General features: G+C 59.7%; 21 protein-coding genes, 3 tRNA genes and 1 pseudogene. 17 read left to right on the top strand and 8 right to left on the bottom strand.

Going from position 1 to position 25,877, the window contains the following annotated elements:
* The first annotated feature begins 129 nt into the window (after positions 1 to 129).
* The gene (dnaG, locus tag ACUY2T_RS01835; RefSeq protein WP_448307257.1) at positions 130 to 2,103 is read left to right on the top strand and encodes a DNA primase; all 1,974 of its coding nucleotides are present in this window, start codon (positions 130 to 132) and stop codon (positions 2,101 to 2,103) included.
* A 12-nt stretch (positions 2,104 to 2,115) separates the two neighbouring features.
* Here dnaG and ACUY2T_RS01830 read toward each other — a convergent pair whose 3' ends face one another.
* Positions 2,116 to 2,439 carry a hypothetical protein gene (locus ACUY2T_RS01830; RefSeq protein WP_034977113.1) on the bottom strand — a complete coding sequence of 108 codons (324 nt, stop codon included), beginning with the start codon at positions 2,437 to 2,439 and terminating at the stop codon, positions 2,116 to 2,118.
* Positions 2,440 to 2,533: 94 nt separating this feature from the next.
* On the opposite strand from ACUY2T_RS01830, the gene ACUY2T_RS01825 reads away from it, so the two are divergent.
* The 4 genes from ACUY2T_RS01825 to ACUY2T_RS01810 are packed head-to-tail and all read left to right on the top strand — an operon-like array spanning position 2,534 to position 6,738.
* Positions 2,534 to 3,634 carry an S-(hydroxymethyl)mycothiol dehydrogenase gene (locus tag ACUY2T_RS01825; RefSeq protein WP_448307255.1) on the top strand — a complete coding sequence of 367 codons (1,101 nt, stop codon included), beginning with the start codon at positions 2,534 to 2,536 and terminating at the stop codon, positions 3,632 to 3,634.
* Positions 3,635 to 3,675: 41 nt separating this feature from the next.
* Positions 3,676 to 4,317: an MBL fold metallo-hydrolase gene (locus ACUY2T_RS01820; RefSeq protein WP_448307253.1), complete on the top strand. Its 642-nt coding sequence runs from the start codon at positions 3,676 to 3,678 to the stop codon at positions 4,315 to 4,317.
* A gap of 25 nt (positions 4,318 to 4,342) precedes the next feature.
* Entirely contained in the window at positions 4,343 to 6,460 is a 2,118-nt protein-coding gene (locus tag ACUY2T_RS01815) for a heavy metal translocating P-type ATPase (protein WP_448307251.1), read from the top strand.
* Positions 6,460 to 6,738: a metal-sensitive transcriptional regulator gene (locus ACUY2T_RS01810; RefSeq protein ID WP_448307249.1), complete on the top strand. Its 279-nt coding sequence runs from the start codon at positions 6,460 to 6,462 to the stop codon at positions 6,736 to 6,738. The genes ACUY2T_RS01815 and ACUY2T_RS01810 overlap by 1 nt, the downstream gene beginning before the upstream one ends.
* A 46-nt stretch (positions 6,739 to 6,784) precedes the next feature.
* On the opposite strand, the gene ACUY2T_RS01805 is transcribed toward ACUY2T_RS01810, so the two are convergent.
* The gene (locus tag ACUY2T_RS01805; protein WP_434818937.1) at positions 6,785 to 7,396 is read right to left on the bottom strand and encodes an Ltp family lipoprotein; all 612 of its coding nucleotides are present in this window, start codon (positions 7,394 to 7,396) and stop codon (positions 6,785 to 6,787) included.
* Between the two features lie 256 nt (positions 7,397 to 7,652).
* On the opposite strand from ACUY2T_RS01805, the gene ACUY2T_RS01800 reads away from it, so the two are divergent.
* Positions 7,653 to 10,475: an exonuclease domain-containing protein gene (locus ACUY2T_RS01800; protein ID WP_448307248.1), complete on the top strand. Its 2,823-nt coding sequence runs from the start codon at positions 7,653 to 7,655 to the stop codon at positions 10,473 to 10,475.
* A 90-nt stretch (positions 10,476 to 10,565) separates the two neighbouring features.
* Here the strand turns inward: ACUY2T_RS01800 and ACUY2T_RS01795 are convergent.
* Positions 10,566 to 10,638 (bottom strand) — tRNA-Asn (locus tag ACUY2T_RS01795).
* Between the two features lie 213 nt (positions 10,639 to 10,851).
* Here ACUY2T_RS01795 and ACUY2T_RS01790 point away from each other — a divergent pair.
* Both ACUY2T_RS01790 and ACUY2T_RS01785 read left to right on the top strand, forming a co-directional pair.
* Positions 10,852 to 10,925: transfer RNA gene (locus ACUY2T_RS01790), tRNA-Ile, on the top strand.
* Positions 10,926 to 11,294: 369 nt separating this feature from the next.
* Positions 11,295 to 13,409: a restriction endonuclease gene (locus ACUY2T_RS01785; RefSeq protein WP_448307246.1), complete on the top strand. Its 2,115-nt coding sequence runs from the start codon at positions 11,295 to 11,297 to the stop codon at positions 13,407 to 13,409.
* Positions 13,410 to 13,493: 84 nt separating this feature from the next.
* On the opposite strand, the gene ACUY2T_RS01780 is transcribed toward ACUY2T_RS01785, so the two are convergent.
* Positions 13,494 to 14,171, bottom strand: coding sequence for a nitroreductase (locus tag ACUY2T_RS01780; protein WP_448307244.1), 678 nt, complete (start codon positions 14,169 to 14,171; stop codon positions 13,494 to 13,496).
* On the opposite strand from ACUY2T_RS01780, the gene ACUY2T_RS01775 reads away from it, so the two are divergent.
* Genes ACUY2T_RS01775 through ACUY2T_RS01755 form a run of 5 tightly spaced genes read left to right on the top strand, consistent with a single transcriptional unit; the run spans position 14,170 to position 17,650 of the window.
* Positions 14,170 to 14,325, top strand: a complete 156-nt coding sequence (locus ACUY2T_RS01775) for a hypothetical protein (protein WP_434817488.1) — start codon at positions 14,170 to 14,172, stop codon at positions 14,323 to 14,325. The two genes, ACUY2T_RS01780 and ACUY2T_RS01775, sit on opposite strands and share 2 nt — an antisense overlap.
* A gap of 37 nt (positions 14,326 to 14,362) precedes the next feature.
* Positions 14,363 to 15,091, top strand: a complete 729-nt coding sequence (locus tag ACUY2T_RS01770) for an amino acid ABC transporter ATP-binding protein (protein WP_448307474.1) — start codon at positions 14,363 to 14,365, stop codon at positions 15,089 to 15,091.
* Between the two features lie 20 nt (positions 15,092 to 15,111).
* A complete protein-coding gene (locus ACUY2T_RS01765; RefSeq protein WP_448307241.1) occupies positions 15,112 to 16,008 on the top strand; it encodes a glutamate ABC transporter substrate-binding protein in 897 nt (298 codons plus the stop codon).
* Between the two features lie 17 nt (positions 16,009 to 16,025).
* On the top strand, positions 16,026 to 16,712 hold the full coding sequence (locus tag ACUY2T_RS01760) for an amino acid ABC transporter permease (RefSeq protein WP_293791814.1): 687 nt from the start codon (positions 16,026 to 16,028) through the stop codon (positions 16,710 to 16,712).
* Positions 16,712 to 17,650: an amino acid ABC transporter permease gene (locus ACUY2T_RS01755; protein WP_448307239.1), complete on the top strand. Its 939-nt coding sequence runs from the start codon at positions 16,712 to 16,714 to the stop codon at positions 17,648 to 17,650. Before ACUY2T_RS01760 ends, ACUY2T_RS01755 begins: the two co-directional genes overlap by 1 nt.
* Positions 17,651 to 17,685: 35 nt before the next feature.
* Here ACUY2T_RS01755 and ACUY2T_RS01750 read toward each other — a convergent pair whose 3' ends face one another.
* Positions 17,686 to 18,558 (bottom strand): serine hydrolase domain-containing protein, encoded by an 873-nt coding sequence (locus ACUY2T_RS01750; protein ID WP_448307237.1) that lies wholly within the window; start codon positions 18,556 to 18,558, stop codon positions 17,686 to 17,688.
* Positions 18,555 to 18,911, bottom strand: a complete 357-nt coding sequence (locus ACUY2T_RS01745) for an acyl carrier protein (protein WP_448307235.1) — start codon at positions 18,909 to 18,911, stop codon at positions 18,555 to 18,557. Before ACUY2T_RS01745 ends, ACUY2T_RS01750 begins: the two co-directional genes overlap by 4 nt.
* Positions 18,912 to 19,072: 161 nt before the next feature.
* Between ACUY2T_RS01745 and ACUY2T_RS01740 the strand changes: the two genes are divergently transcribed.
* Positions 19,073 to 20,086 (top strand): alpha/beta fold hydrolase, encoded by a 1,014-nt coding sequence (locus tag ACUY2T_RS01740; protein ID WP_448307233.1) that lies wholly within the window; start codon positions 19,073 to 19,075, stop codon positions 20,084 to 20,086.
* On the opposite strand, the gene aceE is transcribed toward ACUY2T_RS01740, so the two are convergent.
* Positions 20,083 to 22,839, bottom strand: coding sequence for a pyruvate dehydrogenase (acetyl-transferring), homodimeric type (gene aceE / locus ACUY2T_RS01735; RefSeq protein ID WP_448307231.1), 2,757 nt, complete (start codon positions 22,837 to 22,839; stop codon positions 20,083 to 20,085). The genes ACUY2T_RS01740 and aceE overlap by 4 nt on opposite strands.
* A 348-nt stretch (positions 22,840 to 23,187) precedes the next feature.
* Here aceE and ACUY2T_RS01730 point away from each other — a divergent pair, with 348 nt between their 5' ends.
* The 3 genes from ACUY2T_RS01730 to ACUY2T_RS01720 all read left to right on the top strand — a co-directional run bounded on the left by ACUY2T_RS01730 (position 23,188) and on the right by ACUY2T_RS01720 (position 24,993).
* The gene (locus tag ACUY2T_RS01730; RefSeq protein ID WP_448307473.1) at positions 23,188 to 23,565 is read left to right on the top strand and encodes a DUF3052 domain-containing protein; all 378 of its coding nucleotides are present in this window, start codon (positions 23,188 to 23,190) and stop codon (positions 23,563 to 23,565) included.
* Positions 23,566 to 23,719: 154 nt separating this feature from the next.
* A tRNA-Val gene (locus tag ACUY2T_RS01725) sits at positions 23,720 to 23,792 on the top strand.
* Between the two features lie 118 nt (positions 23,793 to 23,910).
* Positions 23,911 to 24,993 (top strand): SURF1 family cytochrome oxidase biogenesis protein, encoded by a 1,083-nt coding sequence (locus tag ACUY2T_RS01720; RefSeq protein WP_448307229.1) that lies wholly within the window; start codon positions 23,911 to 23,913, stop codon positions 24,991 to 24,993.
* A gap of 290 nt (positions 24,994 to 25,283) precedes the next feature.
* Here ACUY2T_RS01720 and ACUY2T_RS01715 read toward each other — a convergent pair.
* Positions 25,284 to 25,839, bottom strand: a pseudogene (locus tag ACUY2T_RS01715) (low molecular weight protein-tyrosine-phosphatase).
* Between the last annotated feature and the right edge of the window lie 38 nt (positions 25,840 to 25,877).

Raw genomic sequence — 25,877 nt, 5'->3', positions numbered from 1 at the left:
TGATGTAGATCCTATTTTGATCACGTTAGCGCCACGAATAGCCGTGATGTGTTGTTTAAGAAAAATAGCTTTCCGGCGCCGGAATGCTGCCCGATCCAGGCTGTCCGGGGGTTGTACTAGCATGTGGCTATGGCTAAGGGCAGGATTCCGGAGCGGGATATCGAAGCAATTCGAGAGCAAACCCCCATCGAAGAGGTAGTGGGGGAGTATGTGCAGCTCAAACCGGGTGGCGTCGATTCCATGAAGGGCCTTAGCCCCTTTAAGGACGAAAAGACTCCCTCGTTCCACGTCCGCCCGAACCACGGCTACTTCCACTGTTTCTCCACCGACCAGGGCGGCGACGTCTTCAAGTTCCTTATGCTGATGGAACACATGTCCTTCCCCGAGGCCGTGGAGGCGTGCGCCGAGCGCATCGGCTACCGCATCAACTACGAAGGCGGCGGGCCGGGCAACCGGGAGGAGCCCGGTACGCGGCGCAGGTTGGTCGCCGCGAACAAGGCGGCCTTTGACTTCTACCGCAAGGAGTTTCTTGGTGACGCCGAAGGCGCGGATGTCGCCCGTAACTTCCTTTTGGAGCGAGGTTTCACCCTGGAACACGCCGAGCAGTTTGGCTGCGGGTATGCACCAGCCGGGTGGGATCGGCTGACCAAGCATCTGCAGCAGAAAGGCTTTTCCTTCAAGGAGATCGAGGCGGCGGGCCTGGGTCGCATGGGCAAGCGTGGCCCGATCGACCGCTTCCACCGTCGCCTGCTGTGGCCAATTCGCTCGGTCAGTGGCGATGTGATCGGCTTCGGTGCCCGCAAGCTCTTCGACGATGACAAGCTGGGCAAATACCTGAATACACCAGAGACGATGCTGTACAAGAAGTCGAAGGTGCTGTTTGGTATCGACCAGGCGAAGCGAAATATCGTGGCCAAGCACCAGGCCGTAGTGGTGGAGGGCTACACGGATGTCATGGCCATGCATGCCGCCGGGGTGGATACCGCAGTAGCTGCCTGTGGTACCGCGTTCGGTGGGGAGCACTTGGCAGCCCTGCGGAGGTTTATGCTGGACGACCAGTTCTTCCGCGGGGAGATCATTTACACCTTCGACGGTGATGAGGCCGGACAAAAGGCAGCGATGCGTGCCTTCGAGGGAGACCAGCAGTTCGCAGGCCGGAGCTATGTGACGGTCGCGCCGGGCGGGCAGGATCCATGTGATGTGCGCATCAAGCGCGGGGATGCGGCGGTGCGCGAGCTGGTGGCCTCCCGCATTCCAATGTTCGAGTTCGTGATCCGCACGCTCATCGCGGATTACGATACGGCCAGCATTGATGGCCGAGTGCACGCATTGCGGCGCATGGTGCCGGTGCTTACGGGAATTAAAGATGAGGCACTGCGCGATGAATACGCGCGCCAGGCCGCGGGCTGGGTGGGCTGGGATAACCCCAATGATGTTCTGGACGAGGTGCGCAAGGAGGCGCGAAAGTCTGGCGGACAGCGGCCAAACCTAAAGCTGAAGAAGGGCGCCGGCCAGGTTAATGGCGTGGCAGCCCAGAGTGGTACTGGCGCTGGCGGTGCAGGAAATGCAACCGGCCCCAACTTGCACGTGGTCAAGGGTATGGAGCGCCCCAATCCGAACGATGACTTTTTGGAAGGTCCGCGCGAGGTGATGAAGCTAGCTTTGCAGGAACCGCAGCTAGCTTCCACCATTTTCGACCTCATGCCCCCGGAGAGCTTTGTGCATCCGACATACGTGGCGATGGCGGAGGCGGTGGCGTCGCTCGGAGGGGCGGCGAACAACGACGGTGGGCCAGGTTGGATTGAAAAGGTCGCAACCCAGATGCAGGACCCGATGGGGGCGGCTGTGGTTTCGGAGCTGGCGGTGGAGGATCTGCATTGCCCGCCGGAACGGCTGCCCTATTACGCCGATGCGATCATGGCGCGGATGCAGGAACGCTGGGTGGGCAGCGAGATCGCGGATATGAAGTCCAGAATGCAGCGTATGCGCCCCGACCTGCAGAAAGAGGAGTACAACGCGCTGTTTGCGGATGTGATTGCACTGGAGAAATACCGCCGCTCGCTGCATGAGCGCGCGGCGGATTTCGGCGACTTTACGCGCTAGTAAAGTTACGCGCTAACGCTTCTTCTTAAAGGGGTTCTTCGGTGCTCCCTTGGGCGATTCAATGCGGTCATTTGGGTGCACATCATCCGCCTCGACGATGGTGTGGCCCTCACCCAGTGAATCGCGGGTGGAGCGGTTCAGATCGCGCACCTCGTGCATGCGCGGTTCCGGATCCAGCCGGTTGGCCAGTGCCTTACGGCCGGAACGCACAACTGCCTTGGTGATATCCGAGTTCACTGCGGTCTGATAGCCACGGCGGATCTGTTCGTAGCGACGGCGACCGGCCTTCGTGCCCATCAAGTAACCCGCGGCGGCGCCGACGACGAGCTGGATCATGTTGGCTCCTTGGAGGTTTGCGTTGGTTGCGTTAGCTAATAGCTCAAGCTTACGCGAACCCACCAAAGGCAAAGAAGCTAGTACAGTGGGTGACATGACTACAACTGTTAAAGCGGTAATTTCCCGCGCGAAAAACGAACCCGTCGAACTGACTGACATTGTGATTCCCGACCCGGGCGATAACGACGTGATCGTGCGCATCCAGGCCTGCGGCGTGTGCCACACCGACCTGGCCTACCGCGATGGCGGCATCACCGACGACTACCCATTCTTGCTGGGGCATGAGGCCGCCGGCGTGGTTGAGCAGGTCGGTGACCGCGTGACCCACGTGGAGGTCGGCGACTATGTGGTGCTGAACTGGCGCGCCGTGTGCGGCCAGTGTCGCGCCTGCAAGAAGGGCGAGCCGAAGTACTGCTTCGATACCCACAATGCCTCGAAGAAGATGACCCTGGCCGATGGCACGGAGCTAGAGGCCGCCCTGGGTATTGGAGCTTTCGCTGAAAAGACGCTGGTTCACGAAGGACAGTGCACCAAGGTGAATCCGGATGCCGATCCTGCCGTTGCGGGTCTGCTGGGATGTGGCGTCATGGCCGGCCTCGGTGCCGCAGTGAACACCGGTGAGGTCAAGCGCGGCGAATCCATCGCCGTCATCGGTGTAGGTGGCGTGGGCATGGCCGCGATCGCCGGTGCAGCCGTTGCAGGTGCGACGAAGATCATTGCTATCGATATTTCGGACGCCAAACTCGCCCGTGCCGTTGAGGAGTTCGGTGCAACCCACACGATCAACAGCTCGGAGCTTTCGGACGAAGAGCTGGTGGCGAAGGTCCAGGAGATCAACGGGGGATTCGGCGTGGACGTGGTGGTGGACGCCGTGGGCGTGCCGCAGACGTTTAAGCAGGCGTTCTACCTGCGAGACCTGGCTGGCCGTGTGGTGCTGGTGGGCGTGCCGACTCCGGAGATGACTCTGGAGCTGCCGTTCCTGGACGTGTTCAGCCACGGTGGTGCGCTGAAGTCCTCTTGGTATGGCGACTGCCTGCCGGAGCGCGACTTCCCGATGTACGTGGACCTGTACCAGGAGGGCCGCTTCCCGCTGGATCGCTTCGTGGACGAGCGCATCGGCATTGATGGGGTGGAAGAGGCCTTCGAGAAGATGAAGCAGGGCGAGGTTCTGCGTTCCGTAGTGGAGTTCAAGTAAGCCGCGCACGACGCAGCGTCAGAGACCAAGAGAGGTAAGACATGAGCGAGCAGAAGTTTGAAAACCCGCAGATCGAGCAGTTTGTGACCTCCGGGAAGTTCCGGCTAGACGGCGGCGAGTGGGACGTGGATAACAACGTCTACCTGCTTGCCGAGGGCGACCGTTGCATCGTGGTGGATCCGGCACACGACGCGCAGGCAGTGATCGACCACGTAGGCGACCGCACCGTGGAAGCGATTCTGCTGACCCATGCGCACAACGACCACTGCGAGCTGGCCCCGGAGCTGGCGCAGAAGTGGGGCGTAGAGGTCTACCTGCACCCGAACGACCAGATGCTGTGGGAGGAATCCAATGGCGATGCCCCCTTCACCCCAATCGACGCAGCGGACCCGCGCTGGGCGAATTGGGGCGTGCGCCTGTTCCACACCCCGGGGCATTCGCCGGGCTGCATTGTCGTAGAAGTTCCGGGGCGCAACGCGCTGCTATCCGGCGACACGCTGTTCAACGGTGGGCCGGGAGCAACGGGACGCAAATACTCCAGCTTCCCGACGATCATCGAATCGCTGCAGTCGACGGTGTTTAAGCTGCCGCACGATATGAAGGTGTACCCCGGCCACGGCGATACCACCACAGTGGGTGCTGAGGCCGCGCGCATCGAGGAGTACATCGAACGTGGATACTGATACCCCCTAGGGGTATACTGGGGGCATGGCTATAATAGATCTTGACATCACAGGTATGACCTGCGCTTCTTGTGCGAATCGCATTGAGAAGAAGCTAAACAAGCAGGAGGGCGTGACTGCCACCGTCAACTACGCCACCGAGAAGGCGCACATTGAAACGGGGGAGGGGGCGGCCACTGACGCGAACGCCTACATCGCCATTGTGGAGAAGCTCGGCTACGGCGGTAGCGTGCCCGCGCCGGTAGCACCCGCCGACGACCCGGCCGCCAAGGAGCTGCGCGGCCTGAAGCGCCGCCTAGTGGTCGCCATCGCGTTGGCCACCCCGGTTATCCTGCTGGCGATGATCCCGCCGCTGCAGTTCGACTACTGGCAGTGGATCAGCTTCGCCCTGGCCACCCCGGTGATCTTGTGGGCGGGCTGGCCTTTCCACAAGGCCACGTGGGTGAACCTGAAGCACGGTGCGGCGACGATGGATACCCTCATCACCGTCGGCACCTCGGCGGCCTATCTGTGGTCGCTGTATGCGCTGTTCTTCGGCCACGCTGGCGATCCCGGCATGCGCCACGGCTGGTCCATCCTGAACCACGCGGGCGACCCGATGGGGGACATCTACTTCGAGGTCGCTGCGGGCGTGGTGACGTTCGTATTGGCGGGCCGGTACTTTGAGAAGCGCTCCAAGCAGCGCGCCGGGGATGCCATCCGCGCGCTGACGGACATGGGCGCCAAGCAGGTCACCGTGCTGCGGGATGGTGGGGAAACGTTGCTCCCCATCGAGCAGCTGCAGATCGGCGACCGGTTCCTGGCCCGCCCGGGCGAGAAGATCGCCACGGACGGCCGCATCCTGGACGGCACGTCCGCCATTGATCAGTCCATGCTCACCGGCGAGTCCGTACCAGTTGACGTTGGCCCCGGCGATGAGGTCACGGGTGCCACCATCAACACCTCCGGTCGCCTAGTTGTGGAAGCCACCCATGTGGGCGAGCAGACGAAACTCGCGCAGATGGCCAAGCTGATCGACGAGGCCCAGTCTGGTAAGGCCGACGTGCAGCGCCTGGCTGATAAGGTCTCCGGCATTTTCGTTCCGATCGTCATCGTGATTGCGCTGTTAACGCTGCTGTTCGCGGGCTTCAGCAATGCGGTCGCGGTGCTGATTATCGCGTGCCCTTGCGCTCTTGGTTTAGCGACGCCCACAGCGCTCCTCGTTGGCACGGGCCGTGGAGCCGAGCAGGGCATTCTGATTCGCGGACCCGAGGTTTTGGAGGGCGCGCATGCCATCACCACCGTTGTGATGGATAAGACCGGCACGGTGACGACGGGCACGATGCGGGTAGTCGATGTGGAGCAGGCAGGCGGCAATCGCGAGGAGGTTCTGCGCGCAGCTGCGGCGGTGGAGGCGTACTCGGAGCACCCCATTGGCCGGGCCATTGCAGAGGCCGGCCGGGAGGAGTTTGGTGGCCTGCCGGAGGTCACCGGCTTTAAGAATCTGCCTGGACACGGCGTGGAGGGGACCGTAGAGAGCCAGGTGATACGGGTTGGCCGTGGGGACGAGGGGGCGTCCACAAATAAGGCAACCACAGTCAAGGTGAGCGCGGATGGGCGGGCGATCGGCACCATCAGCGTGGCCGATACAGTGCGGCCCACCAGTGCCGAAGCGGTACGGAAGATGCACGAGATGGGCTTAAAGACCGTGCTGTTGACTGGCGATAATCAGCAGGTGGCGGACGCCGTGGCGCGCGAGGTCGGCATCGACGAGGTGATCGCCGGGGTGATGCCGGAGGACAAGGTGGCGCACATCCGCTCGCTGCAGAATGTGGCGATGGTCGGCGACGGGGTGAATGATGCGGCGGCACTGGCGAGCGCGGACCTGGGAATTGCGATGGGCTCGGGTACGGACGCGGCGATTGAGGCGGCGGACATTACGGTGATGCGCGACGATCTGCTGGCCGTGGCTGATGCGCTGCGACTGGCACGAAAGACGCTGCGGACGATCAAGATGAACCTGTTCTGGGCGTTTGCCTACAACGTCGCAGCGATCCCGCTGGCCGCATTCGGGTTGCTGAACCCGATGCTGGCCGGGGCGGCGATGGCGCTATCTAGTGTGTTTGTGGTAAGCAACAGTCTGCGGCTGAAAGGATTCAAATAATGCACGGGTACTTGAGCGATAAGGAACGTTACCTGGCGCGGCTGAAGCGGATCGAAGGTCAGGTGCGCGGGCTGCAGCGGATGGTGGATGAGGAGCAGTATTGCATCGACATTCTCACGCAGGGCAGCGCGCTGCAGTCTGCGCTAAAGGGCGTGGCGCTGGGGTTGCTGGACGACCACATGAATCACTGTGTGCGGCACGCCGCGGAGGCTGGGGGAGAAGAGGCCGAGGAGAAGTTGGCGGAGGTATCCCAGGCCGTGAAGCGGTTGGTTCGGTAGGTTGCTGGGTAGGTAGGGGTTAGCAGGGGCAGGGGGCAGGGCTGCGTTACAGGTGGTCGATGGCGTACTGGGCCTGCTCCTCGGTAAAGCGTTGATGAACCTTCAGCATGTACTTGAGCTGGTCTTTCGGCAGCGGCGGACCCTGCTCGTTGATCTTGCGCGCGGCCTTTAGAGCTTGCTGGTTCCAGTCTGGGGCGAGTTTTTCGATGGACTTTTTAATCTGCTCTTCGGAGAAGCCTTGCATTTTCAATTGGAAGCGAAGCATCTTTTCGGAAGAGAAGAAATCTAGAGCCATCTGGGCGGCATCATCGGCTTCTTGCTGAGTCTTGGATTTGTCGACGGGCGGGATGAGATTCGGATCTTCCAAGTCGGTGGGAATTCCCGGAGCGCCGGACGTCGCACCGGAAGCTGCTGGAACGGCGGGAGCCGTGGAAGCAGTGGAATCCATGGCGCCACTGTTAGCTTCGGAGGTTTCGCCGTCTGTGCCACCGTCTGAGTTCTCAGTGGACGTCACAGCGGGTTTCGCCTCGCCGTCCTGGTTGTGGTCTTTCTCGTTCGTCGTGTACCAAATTGCGGCGACAGCAATGCCGATAAGGACAATGGCGCCGATGAGGAGGAAAGCGAGCTTGTTTTTAGGAGCTTTGTCGGGGGAGTTCATCTGTCTAGATTCCTGGGATTCGAAAGGGGAGTAAGGGGTCAAGTGGCGCAGGCACTTTGCCCGGCTGTAGTTAGGGATTCGCTGGGCGGGGTGTTTTGTTCCCGGTGGCTGGCTCCTTACCAACAAGTTGTACTGGTTTGGTGGTTGACTATTAGGTGATTTCCATATCATTTTGAATCAGAGCTCCACGACTACCTACCCGAATGGTGCCCTTTCATGCGGGCTTCCGATACGGCAGAAAGCGAAAAACACTCACATGTCCAGCCCCACCCAACCCCAGTTTGCAGTTCTCGACGTGGAGACGACGGGTTTCGGCAAACACGATCGGATTGTGGAGGTCGCTGTTGTTCATGTTGACGCCACAGGTTCCGTAACCAAAACCTGGTCTACCCTCATCAACCCAGAGCGGGACATCCCCAACTCGTGGGTGCATGGGATCAAGGCGGTCGACGTGGCCACAGCGCCAACGTTCGACGACATTTCCTCGGCTCTGTCGCATGAGCTGGATGGACGCATCTTCGTGGCTCACAACGCTGCCTTCGATGCGCGCATGGTGCGCCAGGAATTTGAGCGGGCTGGCATCCGCGGATTGAACCTGATCGATAATTTCGTCTGCACGATGCTTATCACCGGCCGGGTGCACCGATCGTCGGGACGTAGCTTGGACTCCGCGCTTGCCTACGCCGGCCTGAGCAACGACTGGCCCCACTCTGCGCTGGGCGATGCGATGGCGACGGCGGAACTCCTCGGCCACTACATCGCCACCGGCAATGTGCGCATCAATGGCGTACAGCCGGTGGAGGCACTGCGAGCGCTGGGAGCATCTCTGCCGGTGGCCACACCGGTGCCGCGTGGGGAAGGGCGGACACAGCCGGGCGCGTGGGTACGCGATCTCGCCTCCGGCGTGCCGTTTAAGGGCTTCCCCAACGTGGACAGCTACTTGGAGCTGCTGGAACGTGCAATGTTGGATCGGGTACTCACAACTGGCGAAATTGAGCAGTTAAAGGAATCAGCCCGGGATCTGGGAATTGGGCAAGAAGAGGCCCGCGAACTTCACGTGAACTTCGTGCGCCAGCTAGGTCTGTTGGCATGGGCTGATGGTGTGGTCACAGATGACGAGCGCATGGAGCTGGAGGGGGTAGCGGAATCCCTCGGGGTGGATCAGAGCGTTGTAGATGAGGTTCTGCAAGGGCCGGGAGTCGTTGAGCCTAAGGTACGCCAGCCAGAGGTCGAGCATGAGTCCTGCACGGAGAAATTCGCACTTAAAGCGGGCGACCGGGTGACCTTCACTGGGGCGATGGAGCTGCCGCGCGAGACGTGGGAAACTCGCGCAGTCGAAGCTGGGCTGACCGTTGGAGGAGTGACGAAAAAGTCGAAACTATTGGTCGCCGCAGACCCGGAGTCGCGAAGCGGGAAAGCCCGTAAGGCACTCGAGATCGGTGTGCCCATCGTCAACGAGGCTGCCTTCGCACGCTTGCTCGGTGAGATGGACGTGGCGGATCGTGCCTCCTCTGCGCAGGTAGATGCGGTCAGCGCCCTTCAGTGGAATTTGTATGAAGACGCGGGCGAGGGGGCGTCATTCTACGAAGAGCCTGAAGAAGCTACTTACAGCAACGAGGAAGCACCGGCGGTGGTCGTGCTGTCAGAGTTCTTTGCGAATGCGGATGCGCGCGAACAACTAATCCTGCAGGAGCGCTTCGCAGCTGTGAAGCCAAAGACACTAGATCAGTTGGGGCTCAAGATTGGCGTGACGCGTGAGCGCGTGCGGCAGATCGAAAGGGCTGTGGTGAAGCGGCTGAAGGAGGTTGCGAAGGCTGGGCCAATCGCGGAGCTGATTGAGGCGATTCGTGCCCAGGCCTACCCGGTAAGTACGCTGCAGCAGATTGTGGACAGCCACCCCGAGTTGGACGAACAGGTGGAATGGTGGGGCGCGCCCCTATGGCTGATTTTGGACCGGTTAGACGACTCCTTCCTGGTGGAGAAGGGATGGGTGTGCTTCCCGAACCTCAAGACGGCTGCGGCACGCACCAAGGAGCTGCTGCAGGAACGCACGAACGCGGAGGGCGTGGTGCGGTTGGACGAGCTGCAGACGGATCTAACCCCGGCGCTGCTGACAGAATGGCTGCGGCAGTGCGGCTACCAGGTGCTGGAGGGCCATGTGCTGACGCGCGTCGGTTCGCTCCCGGCGCGGGCAGCGGGCATCCTTTCCATCCGGGGTGTTCCAATGAGTGTGGCTGAAATCTATAAGGCCGTGGGGCAGGGGCGCACGGAGCGGTCGTTCCGCAACGCGCTGAATGCGAACGACGAGTTGATGCGCACGAGTATGGACGAGTGGGCGCTGCGACGCTGGGGTGGCGAGGAGTATTCCTCCTTGAAGGATGCCATTGGGCTGCGCGTGCAGCGAGCCGTGGCCGCCGGCGAGGCTGGTGTGCCGCTGGCCGACCTACTGGATGAGCTGCCGAAGAAGTTTGGGGTGGCCGAGAATTCGGTTCGGGTCTACGCCGCGGAGGGCGACTTTGAACTGGTTGATGGCCTAGTGATTCCCCGAGTATCGGAAAACGTGAATAATGGCACGCCCGAGGAATCTGATCGCATGTACATGCGCGATGGCCGGTGGCAGCTACTGCTGACGGTCACCCCGGATCACCTGCGTGGATCCGGTTGTCCGGTGCCGAGTGGTCTGACCGCCATGCTGGGTGTGCGCTACGGGGAGCCGCTGGAGATACCGAGTGAATTGGGCCCGCAGAAGGTCTATTGGGCGACCATGCATTCGTTGGGTTCTATTAAGCGGTTTTGTGACGCCCTTGGCTTGCAACCTGGAGACCGTGCCTGGGTTGACGTACACGAGGGGCAGTGGTTCGAGGTTCGCCGTGCTGCGGGGTTAACGGGTGCGACTGGACTGGCCGGAGTAGCGGAGTACATGGGCGAATCGCCGGAGGGAACAGAAGCGGAACTGGAGGCCCGGATTGCCCAGGCTCTGGGCTTGCGTTCAGGGGCGCCACGGCGCAAGATTCTGGCGCGTGTCCGCCACCGGGGTGCAGGTGAAGTGGTGGATGTGCTTGAGGGGCTGTGGGTGTAGTGGGGAAGTAGCAGCTTCCGCTTTGGCTATAGCTCGAACGCGAAAGCCCCAACCGCCTGCGTAGTGCAGCCGATTGGGGCTTGTTATCTGCTCCCCCAACTGGGCTCGAACCAGTGACCTTTCGATTAACAGTCGAATGCTCTGCCAACTGAGCTATAGGGGATTAAGTTGTATGAGCTTCGGGGCGAATGCCCTTGCCCTGTGCAACGAGAACATACTCTATATGCCAGTGGTGCAAACAAACAAATCGGCAGTTCAGAAGGGTAGTTAAACGCGTATAAAGCACCGAAGGTGGGGTATATGCGTGCGTGTGCAGGGCAGTGTGGTTGAATCTTCTGTGAGCGAGCCGCTTTTCGTAGAGTGGCATGGCTTTACTGGGGCTATAGCTCAGTCGGTTAGAGCCGCGGACTCATAATCCGCTGGTCGCGGGTTCGAGCCCCGCTGGCCCCACAAGATCGCATAAAAAGGGCATGCCGGAAGGGGTGCCCTGTTCGTCTGGCAGGAATGCTTGCTGCCTGGCTCTTTTCAGGTGATGTCTAATGACGCCGTCACTCCAACAAATGTCACCCTCAAAGTCGTGGCAAGGTTCGGAGTGCAACGGTGCACATTCACGAGGGCGGCCACTTCGACCCGTACGTGGAGCCGCTGTTCTCGGAGATTATTGAGGAGTAGCTGGCGTTCCTGCGAAGAGAGGTTCCGGCGGGCTGAGCTGAAGTGGGAGGAGAGGCCTAGCTGCTCCCCAGTAAGATCGTTGATTGTTTACAGCATCGTATCTAAAATGCAAAGAAATCATTAAATGAGTTAAGCGGTGAAACCGTTATGAGCAATAATAAAGAATTCGGTTTTATCATTCGGAGAATGAAAGATTTTAAAGTGGAATATTGGTCAGTTGAACCTCTCCCTTGGGCTTCTCGAAGTTCAGCCATGCCGTATTTGCCTGGCGGTGGGAATAATCAACTTAACTCCCTGCGAGTGCTGCTGACGACAATTGATGAATGCGCTGGTCTCGATACTGAGCTTGTGAAATTCGATGATGGCGTAGCTAGAACAATCAAAGATGCCGTTAAGCAGGTTTCTCCAGCAGGATTAGTTGACCGAGTGGATAAAGGGCATGTGGCCGTGAGCCGTGAAGCTGATCAGTGGCTTCATACTAACGATCCTTTCGTCCTTATAGCGCTATTCCACCGAAGAATGCGCTTTATCGGCGAACTATTGAGAGAGTTAGCTGACGGAGCTAAAACATCTGAAGAACTTCGCTTGGTAGCTTCGCAGAAGTACGATCTTCCTTGGCAAACAACGGATCAAGTCCTTCGACGGCTAATGTGGTTTTCCTCGTTGGGGGTCACAGAGTTTTACACCAATACAAGTTACGGACTGACTTCTCTTGGTGAGGATGTTCAGAAGCATTTGGTTTTAGGTTTCCCACCAAGGAGGATCGATGAGGGTAAGTCTGCAGAAGATGTGGATTTACCTGCAATCCCGGAATCAATTCTTGAAGTGCTCGAATCTTTGAATGATGCGAAACTATCGGAGCGCCGTGCCTCGCTCGGTTATATACCTCGAGGCGGAGGGGGGATGGATGCGGTTCAAGCATTGCTAAACCTGGTCAATGCTAGTTCGCCGGAAATCAGTAGAGATGATTTGTTTACATTTGCTCAAAACGAATTTCGCGTGTCAGCTAGTTCTTTTAGTGCTAGTTTAACAACATTAACAGCAGCAGGATTGATTGAGCAATGCGGATATAATCGCTTTGAGCCGACCTTGATAGGAAAATCCTGGTTGGAATCCCCTACAGCTTTCAACCTTGCGCTGATCCTGCACACCCACTTTCTTTTTGTGCTGGAGATAATTCCACTCCTTGGAGAGTACTCAAGGGCTCCAGAGCTCGCGCGCGCAGCTGTAGAGCATTATGGGTTTCAACGCGAAGATGTAGGAGGAGTTAGAACAAGACTTCAAATCCTCTCTGCCGCTGGACTTATTTTTGAGCATTCAAATTGGCGGTACAAGCCAACTTCCCTAGGTCAAAAGGTTGCATCAGTTTTTAGCTTGCAGCAGACGGAAGAGTCCTTCGCGGAGGCCTCACGCGAAGAGCCGTGTAATGAAATCAGTGGCAGGAGAGTCTTGGGGTTAGCCGAGAAGCTTATTTATGATTTGAAGGAGAGTGCGACTGATTCAGCTCATCCTGATCGCCTAGAGATGGCTGTTGCAGAGGTGTTCTCGGCACTAGGCTTTGAAACGCGTCACATTGGTGGAAGTGGCCAAACTGACGTTCTGGCGACTCTTGATGATCAAGATGGGGAGATCAAGCAGGTTGCTATCGATACAAAAGCTGCTTCAAGTGGAAAGGTTTTAGAGAATGCAATCTCGTTTGACACTCTGCGTGAACACAAACAGAAGCATAATGCGGATTTTGTAGTCGTTGTAGGGCCCAATTTTGAAGCTGGTCGGATCCAGTCCCGTGCTCGTGAGCACGGGGTACGATTACTGACAACAAATGAGTTGGCTCATATCCTGCAGCGATATAGTGAATGCCCAATATCTACTTCTGTGTTCATTGATCTTGTTACTCCAGGTGACGAATCGGCACGGCGGTTAGAGGCGCGTTGGGGTCAAAGCGAAAGACAGCTCGCGTTGATAGGGCATATTGTCGGGGCTTTGGCAGGGGAAGCTCGGGAAAAGGATGTGGTAACGGGTGGCGCACTATCTGCATCCGATATCTATTTGAAGTTGCGCGACGAAGTGGAATCTAAACCTTCTATTTCGGAGATTAAATCAGCGTTAGACTTTTTGTCGCATCCGTTCATTGAAAGTGTTGAAAAGAGGGTGGTTGGCAAGAGAGAGGATAGGTATTTCTTGATTGATACACCAAGGGTTTTGACCAAGAAACTGAACAGTTTGGTTAAATCGATTTCTCTTGTTGACTTAGAAGAATAGCCATCAATTTTTCCTTAGAAAAAGGCATACAAGATGCATTTGCGTACGTGGGGGGATTTGTGGCCCCAATCCCGGGCTAACGCCCTACAAGCTCAACCCCTCAATCCCGTGCACCGTCACGGTCTCAGAGAGCGCCACGCGACCCGGGTCCGTCTTGAACACCGGGCTGGATTCATCCGCCTGGCCGAAGGTCAGTGCCGTAACCAGCTTGTACTCCTCATCCACGCCCAGGAACTCGCGCACCGTCGGCGCCAGTAGCGAGATCATGCCCTGCGGCACACCGTGGTAGCCGTGGGCAGTCAGGGAAAGCAGGAAGTTCTCCGCATACGTTCCCTGGTCAAACGCTGCGCGAATACGGTCGCCCATCGGCGGAATAAACATCAAAGCCGAGTACGGCGCACCAAAGAAACGCAGGTTCTCGCGGACGAACTCCGTGCGCGCCTCCTTATCCTCACGCGCAATGCCCAACAGGCCGTACATCTTCGCCGCCAGCTCCTGCGAACGCTGCGGGTGCACGCCCTCGCCATAGTCAATAGTGAAGTCGGGGTTCAGACCATTGGTGTCGAACTCCTCAATCAAGGCGGCGCTCAAGTCCTTCAGCTTCTGGCCACCAATCACGTGGACATTCCACGGCTGTGTGTTGGAGTTCGAGGGCGCGGATTGGGCGTCAAGAAGAATCTCCTTGATGTCCGCCGCCGGGATAGGGTCCGGCAGGAACGCGCGAGGGGAGTGACGGTTACGTATAAATTCAGAAAAATTCATGACCGCCACCGTACGCCTCCCCGCTTCATTGAGTAGCGACCCCGCCGACTTTCATCCGGCATCGTCCCCGCTTGAAGAGCTAAAACGCCACACAATGCCGAACAAGGGTGAGCCATCTTCCTTTGATTACTTAAAAGTGATGCGCATTACTTAATATGTCTTTTATGTCTACACCCACTGTTTCCAAACCAATGATTGAACTCAAAGGAGTGAACAAGCACTTCGGCGAGTACCACGCCCTTCGGGACATCAACCTCGAAGTACCGGCAGGTCAGGTCGTCGTCATCCTCGGCCCCTCCGGATCCGGTAAGTCCACGCTGTGCCGCACCATCAACCGCCTCGAGACCATCGACGATGGCGAAATCCGCATCGACGGTGAACTGCTGCCAGAAGAAGGCAAGGACCTGGCCAAGCTCCGCGCAGAAGTTGGCATGGTGTTCCAGCAGTTCAACCTGTTCAGCCACATGACCATCCGGGACAACGTGACGCTGGCTCCCACTAAAGTCCGCAAGATCAGCAAGGAAGCCGCACGCAAGACCGCCGACGAGTTGCTGGATCGCGTGGGCATCGCAGCGCAGGCTGACAAGTACCCGGCACAGCTTTCCGGTGGCCAGCAGCAGCGCGTGGCCATCGCCCGCGCACTGGCCATGGATCCAAAGGTAATGCTCTTCGACGAGCCGACCTCCGCCCTCGACCCAGAGATGATCAACGAGGTCCTGGACGTCATGACCGACCTGGCTAAGGGCGGCATGACCATGGTGGTCGTCACCCATGAGATGAGCTTCGCACGCCGCGTGGCCGACCGCATCCTGTTCATGGCCGATGGCGCCGTCGTCGAGGACACCGACCCGGAGACCTTCTTCACGAACCCGCAATCCGATCGCGCCAAGGACTTCCTGGCGAAGATCGTGAGCCACTAGTTCGGGAAGCGAGTTTGCACATGTCTACTTTGAAAAGCGCAATCAAGCGGCTCACGGCTGCTGTGGTTGCCACCACAACGGTGGTGACGCTTGCCGCGTGTGGATCCGGTGGCGCCCGCGACCTACTGGCGGACATCGAATCCGGCCACGTTGTCCTGGGCACCAAATACGACCAACCCAACCTGGGCGAGCGCACCCCCGATAAGCAATTCGCCGGCCTGGATACCGACGTATCCCGCTACGTCGTGGAATACATCGCAAAGAAGCACGGCTGGGCCACGCCAGAAATCAAGTGGCGCGAAACCCCATCCGCGCAGCGCGAGACCCTCATCAACAACGGTGAGGTCAACATGATCACCGCGACCTACTCCATCAATAAGGGTCGCCTCAAGGCCGTCGACTTCGCCGGCCCGTACGTGGTGACCCACCAGGCGCTACTGGTACGCGAAGATTCCGGCATCAAGGGGCTCAAGGACATCGCACCGGGTACTCGCCTGTGCTCCGTATCCGGCTCCACCCCTGCACAGAAGGTGAAGGACGCACTGCCGGAAGTGCAGCTGCAGGAGTTCGACACCTACGCCGCGTGTGCAGAGGGCCTGAAGCAGGGCGTGGTGGATGCAACCACTACGGACGCGACCATTCTCGCGGGCTTCGCGCAGCGCTACCAGCAGCGCTATGGCGAAAACTACAGCGTGATCCAGCTCAAGAAGGACGACGGTAGCTACTGGACCAACGAGCGCTACGGCATCGGCCTGCCCAAGGGCGATGACGAAGCCAAGGCTGAGGTCAACGAAGCGCTGAACGAAATGCACGATTCCGGCGAGTTCCAAAAGATCGTCGCCAAGAACCTGGGCGACAACGTGGATCTCGGTGAAAAGCCGGAGATCGGCGACCTGTCGTTCGTCGATAAGAAGTAGGGAAGGAGGAACGCACTATGAACCCCGAACTATGGTCCGAGATGAAGCCCGAACTGCTACCGGCATTCTGGGTAACCATCAAGTTGACGTTCTTCTCTGCGGTGGGATCAATGATCTTCGGAATCATCCTGACCGCAATGCGCGTGAGCCCCGTGGCCATCCTGCGCAACCTGTCCGCGTGGTACATCAACATCGTTCGTAACACCCCGCTGACGTTGATCATTCTGCTGGCCTCCATGGGTCTGTACTACAACCTCGGCCTGCTGCTGGCGGTGGAGAACGATTCCTTCATCGAAAAGCAGAACTTCCGGTTGGCGGTTCTGGCCTTCGTGGCCTACACCTCCTGCTTCGTGGCCGAGTCACTACGCTCCGGCATTAATACCGTGCCCTTCGGCCAGGCCGAAGCCGCCCGTTCCCTGGGCCTTAGCTTTGGTCAGAACTTCCGCCACGTGATCTTCCCGCAGGCTCTGCGCGGCGCGATCGTGCCACTGGGCAACACTCTGATCGCGTTGACGAAGAACACCACCATCGCATCCGTGATTGGTGTGGCCGAGGCCTCCCTGTTGATGAAGACCCTGACGGAGGACTACGCCAGCGACATCCTGGTGATCTTCGGAGTCATCGCAATTGGGTTTATTATCTTGACGCTCCCCACCGGTTTGTTCTTCGGTTGGGCAGGTAAGCGATGGGCGGTGAAGCGCTAATGTCTGTACGCGCAACTGTTTTGTATGACGCCCCAGGCCCCAAGGGCCGCAGGCTCAACTCAATCCTGACCGTTATTACGGTCGTAGTAGTCGCGGCGATCCTGGTTCTAGTTGGCTTGAAGCTCAACGAGAAAGGCCAGTTCGAATCCGCAAAGTGGTCCTTCTTCCTGGAAGGATCAACCTGGACGACGTACATCATCCCCGGTTTGATCTCCACGATCGGTGCGGCCGTGGTCTCCATTGTCCTGGCTATTGCCATCGGCGCCCTGCTGGGCGTGGGGCGCCTATCCATGGCCGCCCCGGTCCGCTGGATCTGCGGCATCATCGTGGAATTCTTCCGCTCCATCCCGGTGCTGGTGCTGATGCTTTTCGCCTACGCCGTATTCTCCCTGCTACAGCTGGTGCCTTCTAACTGGCTAGGCTTCACGGCAGTGGTGTTCGGCCTGACGATGTACAACGGCTCCGTGATCGCCGAGACCCTGCGCTCCGGTATCGAATCGCTACCGCGCGGCCAGCGCGAAGCCGCTATCGCTTTGGGCTTGAGCCACCGCCAGTCCATCTTCCTGATCCTGCTGCCACAGGCCGTGGCAGCTATGTTGCCTGCGATCATCTCCCAGATGGTCATTGCGCTAAAGGACTCCGCGCTGGGCTACATGATCGGCTTCGTGGAGGTTGTCCGCTCCGGCCGCCAGCTGGGTGAGTACTACGGTGCGATGATCCCGGCGCTGATGCTGATTGCTGTAATCATGATCCTGATCAACATGGGTCTGGCGAAGCTGGCCGAGCGTATCGAATCCCAGCTGCGCTCTGGCCGTGCACGCCGCAACATTGTTGCAAAGGTGCCGCACGAGAAGGAACAGGGTATCGAGACGAAGGACAATGCCTACGTGGACTGGCATGCAGAGGGCCACAAGGACCTGCGTACCACCTTCGAATAACCCCCTACCCGGCTGTGCCTCTAGCGCAGCCGGGCCTAACCCATGGCCTCCCACAGTCGCTGGTTGAAACCATCCCAGCGCTGCTTGGCCCAGTCGCCGAAGTCCTCATCCGTGAGGACGACGGCGGCTTTCTTTGTTTCCGGGTGGAACCATAAGAATGTTCCCGACTGCCCGAAGTGCCCCGCTACCGTCACGGGCATCTTTTCGCCCAACCAGTGCGGCGACTTCTCACCGTGCAGTTCAAAGCCCAGTCCCCACGGGCAGGGCTTCTGCATTCCATAGCCGGGGACTACTCCGGAAAGCTCCGGCCACTGCGGTTCCAGCGCCTCGCGCAGGGTGGTGGGAGCCAACACTGTGGGCGTCAAAAATTCCGCACACAGCGCCGATAGAGCGTCAACCGAGGCGGAAAAACCGTGCCCCGCGCTGCCCTCGACCGTGACCTCAATCCCCAACGGTGCGCACACGCCCTCGGCCACGTAGTCCGCGAAAGGCATGTCGGCTTCCGCGGCGATGAAGTCCGCCAGCACCTCGTAGCCCGCCGAAGAGTAGATCCTCCGAGCACCGCGCGGCTTTTCCGGGGAGCGGCCGCGGAAACCAATGCCACTCGTGTGCGCCAGCAACTCGCGCACCGTCGGCAGGTCGTCGAACTCGGGCAGCAACTCCGCCGGAACCTGCTGATCCAGCTCGAAGGCGCCTTCCTCCACGGCCAACAGAGTGGCATAGGCGGTAATCAGCTTGCTCACGCTGGCCAGTGGGAACCGCGCTGCTGTGTCACCATAGGTTGCCGTAGTGCCGTCCCACAGCGCCGCCGCGGCTACGTTGTCTACGGGCCATTCCTGCAGCTCGGCGAGTACGTTCTCCACAGCACTGGCCGTGCCAGCCGCCTCCGCACTCACTTGTCCGCTCACTTATCCACCAGGCCAACCAGCTCGTCGATGGTCTTCACTCGGTTGATGTCCTCGTCCGGCACTTCCACACCGAACTCCTCTTCCAAGCGCACGGCAATATCCATCAGGGAGAGCGAGTCGATGTTCAGGTCATCGCCCAGGCGCTTCGAGCCTTCCAACTCGTCGCGCTCGATGCCGGTCGCGTCCTCCACGATGTCGAGCACGGTTCCGCGCTTATCTGCTTTATCAGACTTCCCAGCCTTGCCTGCAGAGTTAGCCTTGCTGTCAGCCTTATTGCCAGCCTCGGCGTTGGCGCTGTCCTGCTTCAACTTCTTCGACAGCGCTGCTGCCAGCTGGTTGTTTTCCTCAGCCATCTTCGTTCCTTCTCCTGCAACTAACGCGACCCGCGCGCTGCGCACTAAGCTACAAAACCTATAGCAACCGTTAGCTCGCTATAGCTCGCTTCAGCTCGACCAAGTCGTGCGCGCTTTGGCGTTTGTACACTCATCCTAACAATCTTGCGGAGGTCCTTCCCATGCGTCTTACCACCGCCGTCCGCAACCTCGCCAGCATTGTGCTGCGCGACCCGCCCGCCGTCCCCGGACTGCCACGCGCCCGGTGGATCCACCGCCTCGCCATGGACGACGGCGCCAAGGTCGCGGTCCACGAGGTGCGTTCTTACTCTTTTTCTTATAAGGACGCCCCCTCGTCCGCACCCACCACCCTCATCCTCGTACACGGCTTCAACCTGACGGCCGCCTCCTGGTTTTTCCAACTGGCCGCGGTGCGCGAGCTACCGAACCTGCGCATCCTGCTGCCGGATCTGCGCGGCCACGGCGCCAGCGAAACCACCCCTGGGCCGAACGGCCCGCAGCCCATGCCGGGCTTGGACATTGAACGCACCGCCATCGACTTAGCCGAAACCATCCGTACGCTTGCACCCACGGGCAGGCTGATCCTGGCTGGCCACTCGATGGGCGCGATGATAGTCCTGGGCGTATTGCGTCACCTAAGTAGGGAAGACCGCCAGCGGATCGGTGGCATTGCGCTGGTCAACGGGGCGATTGATACCTTTGCCTCCAAGGGCGTATCGCGGATTCTGCACTCCCCGCTGGTGCGCGCGGTGCGTTGGCTTGGGGCACAGAGCCCCAGCCAATTGGAATGGGCAAAAAGCCTGGTGGAGTGGGCCATCAAGCCCGTTATCGCCGCCTTTATTTACCACGGCTCGTTGGACGACGGCGCCTCCGACGACTTCGATGTGCTGAGTTTCCACGCCAACGAGATCGCCAACACCCCCATGCCCACCCTGCTGGGCTACCTCGACGACCTGACGGATCACGACGAAATCGCCACCGCCGAGTTGCTTGCCGACATCCCCGGGGAGATTCTGGTCGGCGCAATGGATGACGTCACCCCACCCAGCCAGAGCCGACGCATCCACGAGCTGTGGCCCCGCGCCGACCTGCACGAATACCCGGAGTCCGGGCACATGCTGCCGGTTGAACGCCCGGAGGATGTCAACCGGGCGCTACTAAACCTGCTGGGCTAGTTGGTAGCGGTCGGGTCGTTGATCTGGAAACGCTCGGCCGCCTCCGCAGCCACAGAGCGCTCGATCTTGCCCTCGCGCGCCAGCCCCAGCAGCACGCCCACCACGATGGACTCAGCATCCACGTTGAAGTAACGGCGCGCTGCCTCGCGGGTATCCGCAAAGCCGAAGCCATCGGCGCCCAGCACCACGTATTCGCCCGGCACCCACTTGCGTACCTGCTCCGCCACGGTGGTGGCGTAGTCGCTGACGGCCACGAACGGACCTTCCGCAGCCTCCAGCTGCTGAGTGATGAACGCAGTGCGTGGCTCCGCCGACGGATCGCGAAGCTGCTCCAACTCCACGGCCTGGCCATCGCGGGCCAGCTCGTTCCAGCTGGTCACAGAGAACACGTTTGCGTCGACGTCGAACTCCTTCAGCAGTTCCTTCGCCTTCAACGCTGCCGTCATGGCCACGCCAGAGGCCAGAATATTGGCCTGCAGCTCCGCTGAATCCGAGGCGGCGTCATAAAGGTAAATGCCCTTGTGCAGACCCTCCACGTCGAGGTCCTCCGGCTCCGCCGGCTGGTGGATCGGCTCATTGTAGGCCGTGATGTAGTAGATCACGTCCTCGCCGCGGCCATCGTTGCTGTTCTCGCCGTACATGCGCTCGATGCCACGGTGCACGATGTGGGCGATCTCGAAGGCAAACGCCGGGTCGTAGGTCACCACGGCAGGGTTTGTGGACGCCAACACGGGGGAGTTGCCGTCCATATGCTGCAAGCCCTCGCCTGTCAGCGTAGTGCGGCCTGCGGTGGCGCCGATCAGGAATCCGCGAGACATCTGGTCGCCCGCCGCCCAGATTTCATCGCCGACGCGCTGGAAGCCGAACATGGAGTAGAAGATGTACAGCGGGATCATGACCTCGCCGTGCGTGGCGTAGCTGGTGCCCGCGGCAATGAAGGACGCCAGAGAACCGGCCTCCGAAATGCCCTCGTGCAGGATGTGGCCGTCCGTGGCCTCGCGGTAGGAAAGCATCAGGTCGTGATCCACCGGCGTATAGCTCTGGCCGTGCGGGTTGTAGATCTTCAACGTCGGGAACCAGGAGTCCATGCCGAAAGTACGCGCCTCATCAGGCACGATGGGCACAATGCGCTTCTTCAGCTCATCGTCGCGCATAAGATCCTTGAACACACGGACCAACGCCATGGTGGTGGCGACTTCCTGCTTGCCGGAACCCTTGCGGGCCAGCTTGGCGATGGATAGATCCGGCATCTTCAGCGGGGTGAACTTTTCGCGGCGCTCCGGCAGGAAGCCGCCGAGTTCCTTGCGGCGGTTCACCATGTACTTGATCTCCTCGGCGTCCGGGCCGGGGTGGAAGTACGGCGGCAGGTACGGATCCTTCTCCAGCTCCTCGTCGGAGATCGGAATGTCCTGCTTATCGCGGAAGAGCTTCAGATCGTCCAGCGTGAGCTTCTTCATCTGGTGGGTAGCATTACGGCCCTCGAAGTTGTGGCCCAGGCCGTAGCCCTTAATGGTGTGCGCCAGGATGACGGTCGGCTGATCCTTGGTCTCCAGGGCACGCTTGTAGGCGGCGTAAATCTTGCGGTAGTCGTGGCCGCCGCGGCGCAGGTGCCAGATCTCCTCGTCCGTCATGTCTTCCACCAGCTTGGCGGTGCGCGGGTCCTTGTTGAAGAAGTACTCGCGGACGTATGCGCCGTCGTTGGCCTTGAACGTCTGGAAGTCGCCATCCGGAGTGGTGTTCATGGCGTGAACCAAGGCACCCTCTTCGTCGCGGGCGAAGAGCTCGTCCCACTCACGACCCCACACGACCTTGATGACATTCCAGCCCGCGCCGCGGAAGAAGCTCTCCAACTCCTGGATAATCTTCGTGTTACCGCGCACCGGGCCGTCCAGACGCTGCAGGTTGCAGTTGATGACGAACGTGAGGTTATCCAGGTTATTTAGCGCAGCGGTTTGGATCAGGCCGCGAGACTCCGGCTCATCCATCTCGCCATCGCCGAGGAAAGCCCAGACGTGCTGCTGGGAGGTGTCCTTGATGCCACGGTCATGCAGGTAACGGTTGAAGCGCGCCTGGTAGATGGCATCCATCGGACCCAGACCCATGGAAACGGTTGGGAACTCCCAGAACTCCGGCATGCCGTGCGGGTGCGGGTAGGAGGGGAGGCCATGGCCGGGCTTGGAGGCCTCCTGGCGGAAGGCATCCAGGTCCTCCTCGCTGAGGCGCCCCTCAAGGAAAGCACGGGCGTACATGCCCGGGGAGGCGTGACCCTGGAAGAAAATCTGATCGCCGCCGCCTGGGTGATCCTTGCCGCGGAAGAAGTGGTTCAGGCCGACCTCGTACAGCGGGGCGGCGCCGGCGTAGGTGGAGATGTGTCCACCCACCCCAATACCCGGGCGCTGCGCGCGGTGCACCATGATGGCCGCGTTCCAGCGGATCCAACGGCGGTAGCGCTTTTCGATCTCCTCATCACCGGGGAATTCCGGTTCCTGGGTGGTGGGAATGGTGTTGACGTAGTCGGTGGAAAGCAGCGGAGGAAGGGGGACTCGCTTGGCAGTTGCACGTTCAAGCAGGCGCAACATCAGGTAGCGACCGCGATCGGGGCCTGCGGATTCCAGCAGCCCGTCCAGGGAATCCATCCATTCCTGGGTTTCCTCCGGGTCGGAGTCGGCCAGGTACGAGGCCACTCCATCGCGGATTAAAGCAAAGTTGCTGGAATCGTAAGCGCTATTGTTTTCTTCTGCCGAAGCGGACATGTGTTTCGTCCTCCTAGGTTCCATGGGTTACGGGCGCTTGAGGGTAAGCCCCTTGTGTTTCCCACACTACGTCAAAGTCCCGTTAGAAAACCTTCGGAGATAACGGGATTGTGTTAGGTTCAAAAATGAAGATTTTTAACCACACCAGCTGCGATAACTTCGCTACTAGCTAGACGGCGGAACTATACACGGCTGGCTTTCCCAGAAAGGTACGAAAAAACAGTGGCAATAGCCCCCGGTTCGGCTTCGAGCTCTGCAGGCTCCGCTGGCGGTGCACACGGCATCGACACTAAGAGCGCACAGGGCACCAAAGGCGCACAGTCGCAGGACGGACGCGATTGGGCCAAGGTGCTCAACGTGGAGTCCGACTACCTGATCCAGGAGATCGGGTGGGACGAGGACTGTGACAGCAGCATCAGCGAAGCCCTGGAAGACGCTATTGGCGACGCACTGTTGGACATCGACACCGACGAGGTCGTCGACGTTGTACTTCTCTGGTGGCGCGACGAGGACGGCGACTTGGTCGACGGTCTAGTCGACGCGACCCGCAGCCTGGGAGAGGACGGCAGCATTTGGCTGCTGACCCCCGCGAAGGCAGATGCTGGCCGAGTGGAACCGGGCGTGATCGCCGAGTCCGCGCAGCTGGCTGGCCTGGTGCAGACCAAGTCCGAGCGCCTGGGGAACTGGCAGGGCGCCTGCTTGGTTTCCTCCGGCACTAAGCGCTAATTTCCCTAAGTGTTAGCGATTTAGCGCTAATCACCTTGCGTGCTTTTGGTGCTTTTGGCGCTTTTACCTGCGGTTTCGTTGTTTTGGTATTGGGCGTGCTAGAGTCATTAACGCTTCAAGCGAAGTCGCGGTTTCGATGTAATCGAAGCAGTGCGCGCCTTTAGCTCAGCTGGAAGAGCAGCTGGTTTACACCCAGCAGGTCGGCGGTTCGAACCCGTCAGGGCGCACAGATTTCACCCCGCAGTCACTTTTGACTGCGGGGTGTTTTGTTTTTGATCGGAGGGTTGCTTAGCGCGCCTGGGGAAACATTTGGCCACTTCGCGCGTCGTGAGAATAATGGGGTTCATGACTTCCACGAAGCGCAGCGGTTGGCGAAACTTCCTCACACCCGGATGGGTCATCACTGCCATCCTTATCATCGCCTTCACCTACACCGCATTCAGCTTCTTGGCCCCCTGGCAACTGGGAAAGAACAAGGACAAAAACGCCTTCAATCAGCGTCTTGAACAATCCCTGCAGGTTGATCCTGCCCCGATCAACGAGGTGATCCCGGGTGAAGGGGGATCAGTGGGCGTCGAAAAAGAATGGACAAGAGTCGCGCTACAGGGCCATTTCCTGCCGAACAAAGAGGTGCTGCTGCGCAACCGTCCGGTCGACTCGACTCATTCTTATCAATCGTTGACGCCCTTTCGCCTCGACAGTGGCCAGACTGTTCTGGTGCATCGCGGGTGGGTTGCCGTGGAGGGGAACGGGGCTGCGCCGCGGTTGAAGGATGCGCCGCGGGACGACGTGAAAGTGACCGGGTTTATCCGCATGAGCGAGGCTGTGCCGGATGCGAAGCCAACAAAGGCTCAAGGGTATACGCAGGTCACAGGTATGTCGACGAAGCAGATTTCCGAGGCGACGCAGGAGAAGCTGGCTGCGGATTATGTGCAGTTGGATTCGGAGAGCGTGGATCGGCTGAACGGCATGGCTGGTGACGGTGCGGGTGCGCCGGATCTGCAGGCGCTACCACTGCCTCATTTGGATGGCAGCACGAACTTGTCCTACGGGATTCAGTGGATTGCGTTCGGCATTCTGGCGCCGGTGGGGCTGGGGTGGTTTGTGTATGCGGAGATGCGGGAGCGCCGGCGTGAGCGCGAGGAAAGCGCCGAGGTCGCCCGCCTCAATGCCCAGGTCAGCGGGGATGCTGGCGGGGACGGTGCTGGTGGCGCTGACGTCGGTGATGGTGCTGAAGCAGCTGCTGCAGCCGATGCCAAATCCCAGCGAAGCGACGCGAAATCCTCCTTGATCAGGGACGAAAGTGCTTCCGGCGAGAAGTCTCAAAAGGAGCCCAGAAAGCACACTGACCTGGCTGATCGTTACGGAGGAACCCGCTCCCGGTTTGAGGAACTCCGCGCCGAAAAGCGTGGAAAGGAACGTTTCTAGGCCAGCCGGTTAATCTCACCGGAGGCTTGGGCGTATCGCACTGAGTCTTTCATGCTGATGTCGTTAGATCGGGAATGTGTGGGGCTACTAGGGGTGGGAATGTCGTTGAATCGGGAATCTGTCAGCGCTCGGATCGTTTTGCAAATTTGCGCAACGTCCTGACCTGCAGGTTTATCTGGATGAAAACGGTTTGTGGTAACACATTCCCGATCTAGCGACATTTGGCAGGGGCAGGCAGTCGGGTACCCGGGTATTGCCGCCGTCAGCCACCAAGTACCGCAGCCAACTTCCTACTGCCCTAGCTGCTCCTGCACATACGCGACAATTCCCGGCACAGCGGCCTCAATCTGCTGCCCGACCTCGGCAAAATCCGAGCGGTGGCCGTAGTACGGGTCGGCGACTTCGGCACCGGCGGGGGAGTCGGCGTCGAAGCTACGGAACAGGCGAATGCGATCCGCATCCACACCCGCATTGCGCAGGCCGCGCACATGCCCGTCGTCCATGGCCAGGAAAAGGTCGGCGCCCATATGCGCAGGTCCGAGCTGTGCCGCGCGGTGGGGGGGTGCCGTCGTAGCCCAATGACGCCAACTCGTCCACGGCCCGATCGTCAGCGCCGTCGCCGATGTGCCAGCCGCCGAGTCCGCAGGAGTTCAGGGTCACGGGTGCGTCAGCGGAACCGGCAGCACCCGCGGAACTGGTAGCTCCAGTGGAACCGGTAGCACCAGTGGATTCCGCGGCTGGGGAGTTGCTGGTGGCGATCCCGGCGTCCTCGAGGCCAGCACGGAGGATGACCTCGCCCATCGGAGAACGGCAGATATTGCCCGTGCAAACGACAGTAATGTGCATTGAAATACTTTCTTGCCCTGATTCTTTTGTCTTGATTG

It is taken from the genome of Corynebacterium sp. 22-2729 (assembly GCF_053479475.1).
Note: the sequence above shows the minus strand (reverse complement) of the source record. Positions and strands in the feature narration are given on the sequence as shown.

What these genes read in the sequence shown, in the direction of transcription:
- ACUY2T_RS01765 (WP_448307241.1), top strand. Translation starts at nt 15,112, where the DNA reads ATGTCTACTTTGAAAAGCGCAATCAAGCGGCTCACGGCTGCTGTGGTT.
- ACUY2T_RS01830 (WP_034977113.1), bottom strand. Translation starts at nt 2,439, where the DNA reads ATGATCCAGCTCGTCGTCGGCGCCGCCGCGGGTTACTTGATGGGCACG.
- dnaG (WP_448307257.1), top strand. Translation starts at nt 130, where the DNA reads ATGGCTAAGGGCAGGATTCCGGAGCGGGATATCGAAGCAATTCGAGAG.
- ACUY2T_RS01785 (WP_448307246.1), top strand. Translation starts at nt 11,295, where the DNA reads ATGAGCAATAATAAAGAATTCGGTTTTATCATTCGGAGAATGAAAGAT.
- ACUY2T_RS01740 (WP_448307233.1), top strand. Translation starts at nt 19,073, where the DNA reads ATGCGTCTTACCACCGCCGTCCGCAACCTCGCCAGCATTGTGCTGCGC.
- ACUY2T_RS01755 (WP_448307239.1), top strand. Translation starts at nt 16,712, where the DNA reads ATGTCTGTACGCGCAACTGTTTTGTATGACGCCCCAGGCCCCAAGGGC.
- ACUY2T_RS01775 (WP_434817488.1), top strand. Translation starts at nt 14,170, where the DNA reads ATGACCGCCACCGTACGCCTCCCCGCTTCATTGAGTAGCGACCCCGCC.
- ACUY2T_RS01815 (WP_448307251.1), top strand. Translation starts at nt 4,343, where the DNA reads ATGGCTATAATAGATCTTGACATCACAGGTATGACCTGCGCTTCTTGT.
- ACUY2T_RS01720 (WP_448307229.1), top strand. Translation starts at nt 23,911, where the DNA reads ATGACTTCCACGAAGCGCAGCGGTTGGCGAAACTTCCTCACACCCGGA.
- ACUY2T_RS01745 (WP_448307235.1), bottom strand. Translation starts at nt 18,911, where the DNA reads ATGGCTGAGGAAAACAACCAGCTGGCAGCAGCGCTGTCGAAGAAGTTG.
- aceE (WP_448307231.1), bottom strand. Translation starts at nt 22,839, where the DNA reads ATGTCCGCTTCGGCAGAAGAAAACAATAGCGCTTACGATTCCAGCAAC.
- ACUY2T_RS01810 (WP_448307249.1), top strand. Translation starts at nt 6,460, where the DNA reads ATGCACGGGTACTTGAGCGATAAGGAACGTTACCTGGCGCGGCTGAAG.
- ACUY2T_RS01770 (WP_448307474.1), top strand. Translation starts at nt 14,363, where the DNA reads ATGATTGAACTCAAAGGAGTGAACAAGCACTTCGGCGAGTACCACGCC.
- ACUY2T_RS01800 (WP_448307248.1), top strand. Translation starts at nt 7,653, where the DNA reads ATGTCCAGCCCCACCCAACCCCAGTTTGCAGTTCTCGACGTGGAGACG.
- ACUY2T_RS01780 (WP_448307244.1), bottom strand. Translation starts at nt 14,171, where the DNA reads ATGAATTTTTCTGAATTTATACGTAACCGTCACTCCCCTCGCGCGTTC.
- ACUY2T_RS01760 (WP_293791814.1), top strand. Translation starts at nt 16,026, where the DNA reads ATGAACCCCGAACTATGGTCCGAGATGAAGCCCGAACTGCTACCGGCA.
- ACUY2T_RS01805 (WP_434818937.1), bottom strand. Translation starts at nt 7,396, where the DNA reads ATGAACTCCCCCGACAAAGCTCCTAAAAACAAGCTCGCTTTCCTCCTC.
- ACUY2T_RS01820 (WP_448307253.1), top strand. Translation starts at nt 3,676, where the DNA reads ATGAGCGAGCAGAAGTTTGAAAACCCGCAGATCGAGCAGTTTGTGACC.
- ACUY2T_RS01825 (WP_448307255.1), top strand. Translation starts at nt 2,534, where the DNA reads ATGACTACAACTGTTAAAGCGGTAATTTCCCGCGCGAAAAACGAACCC.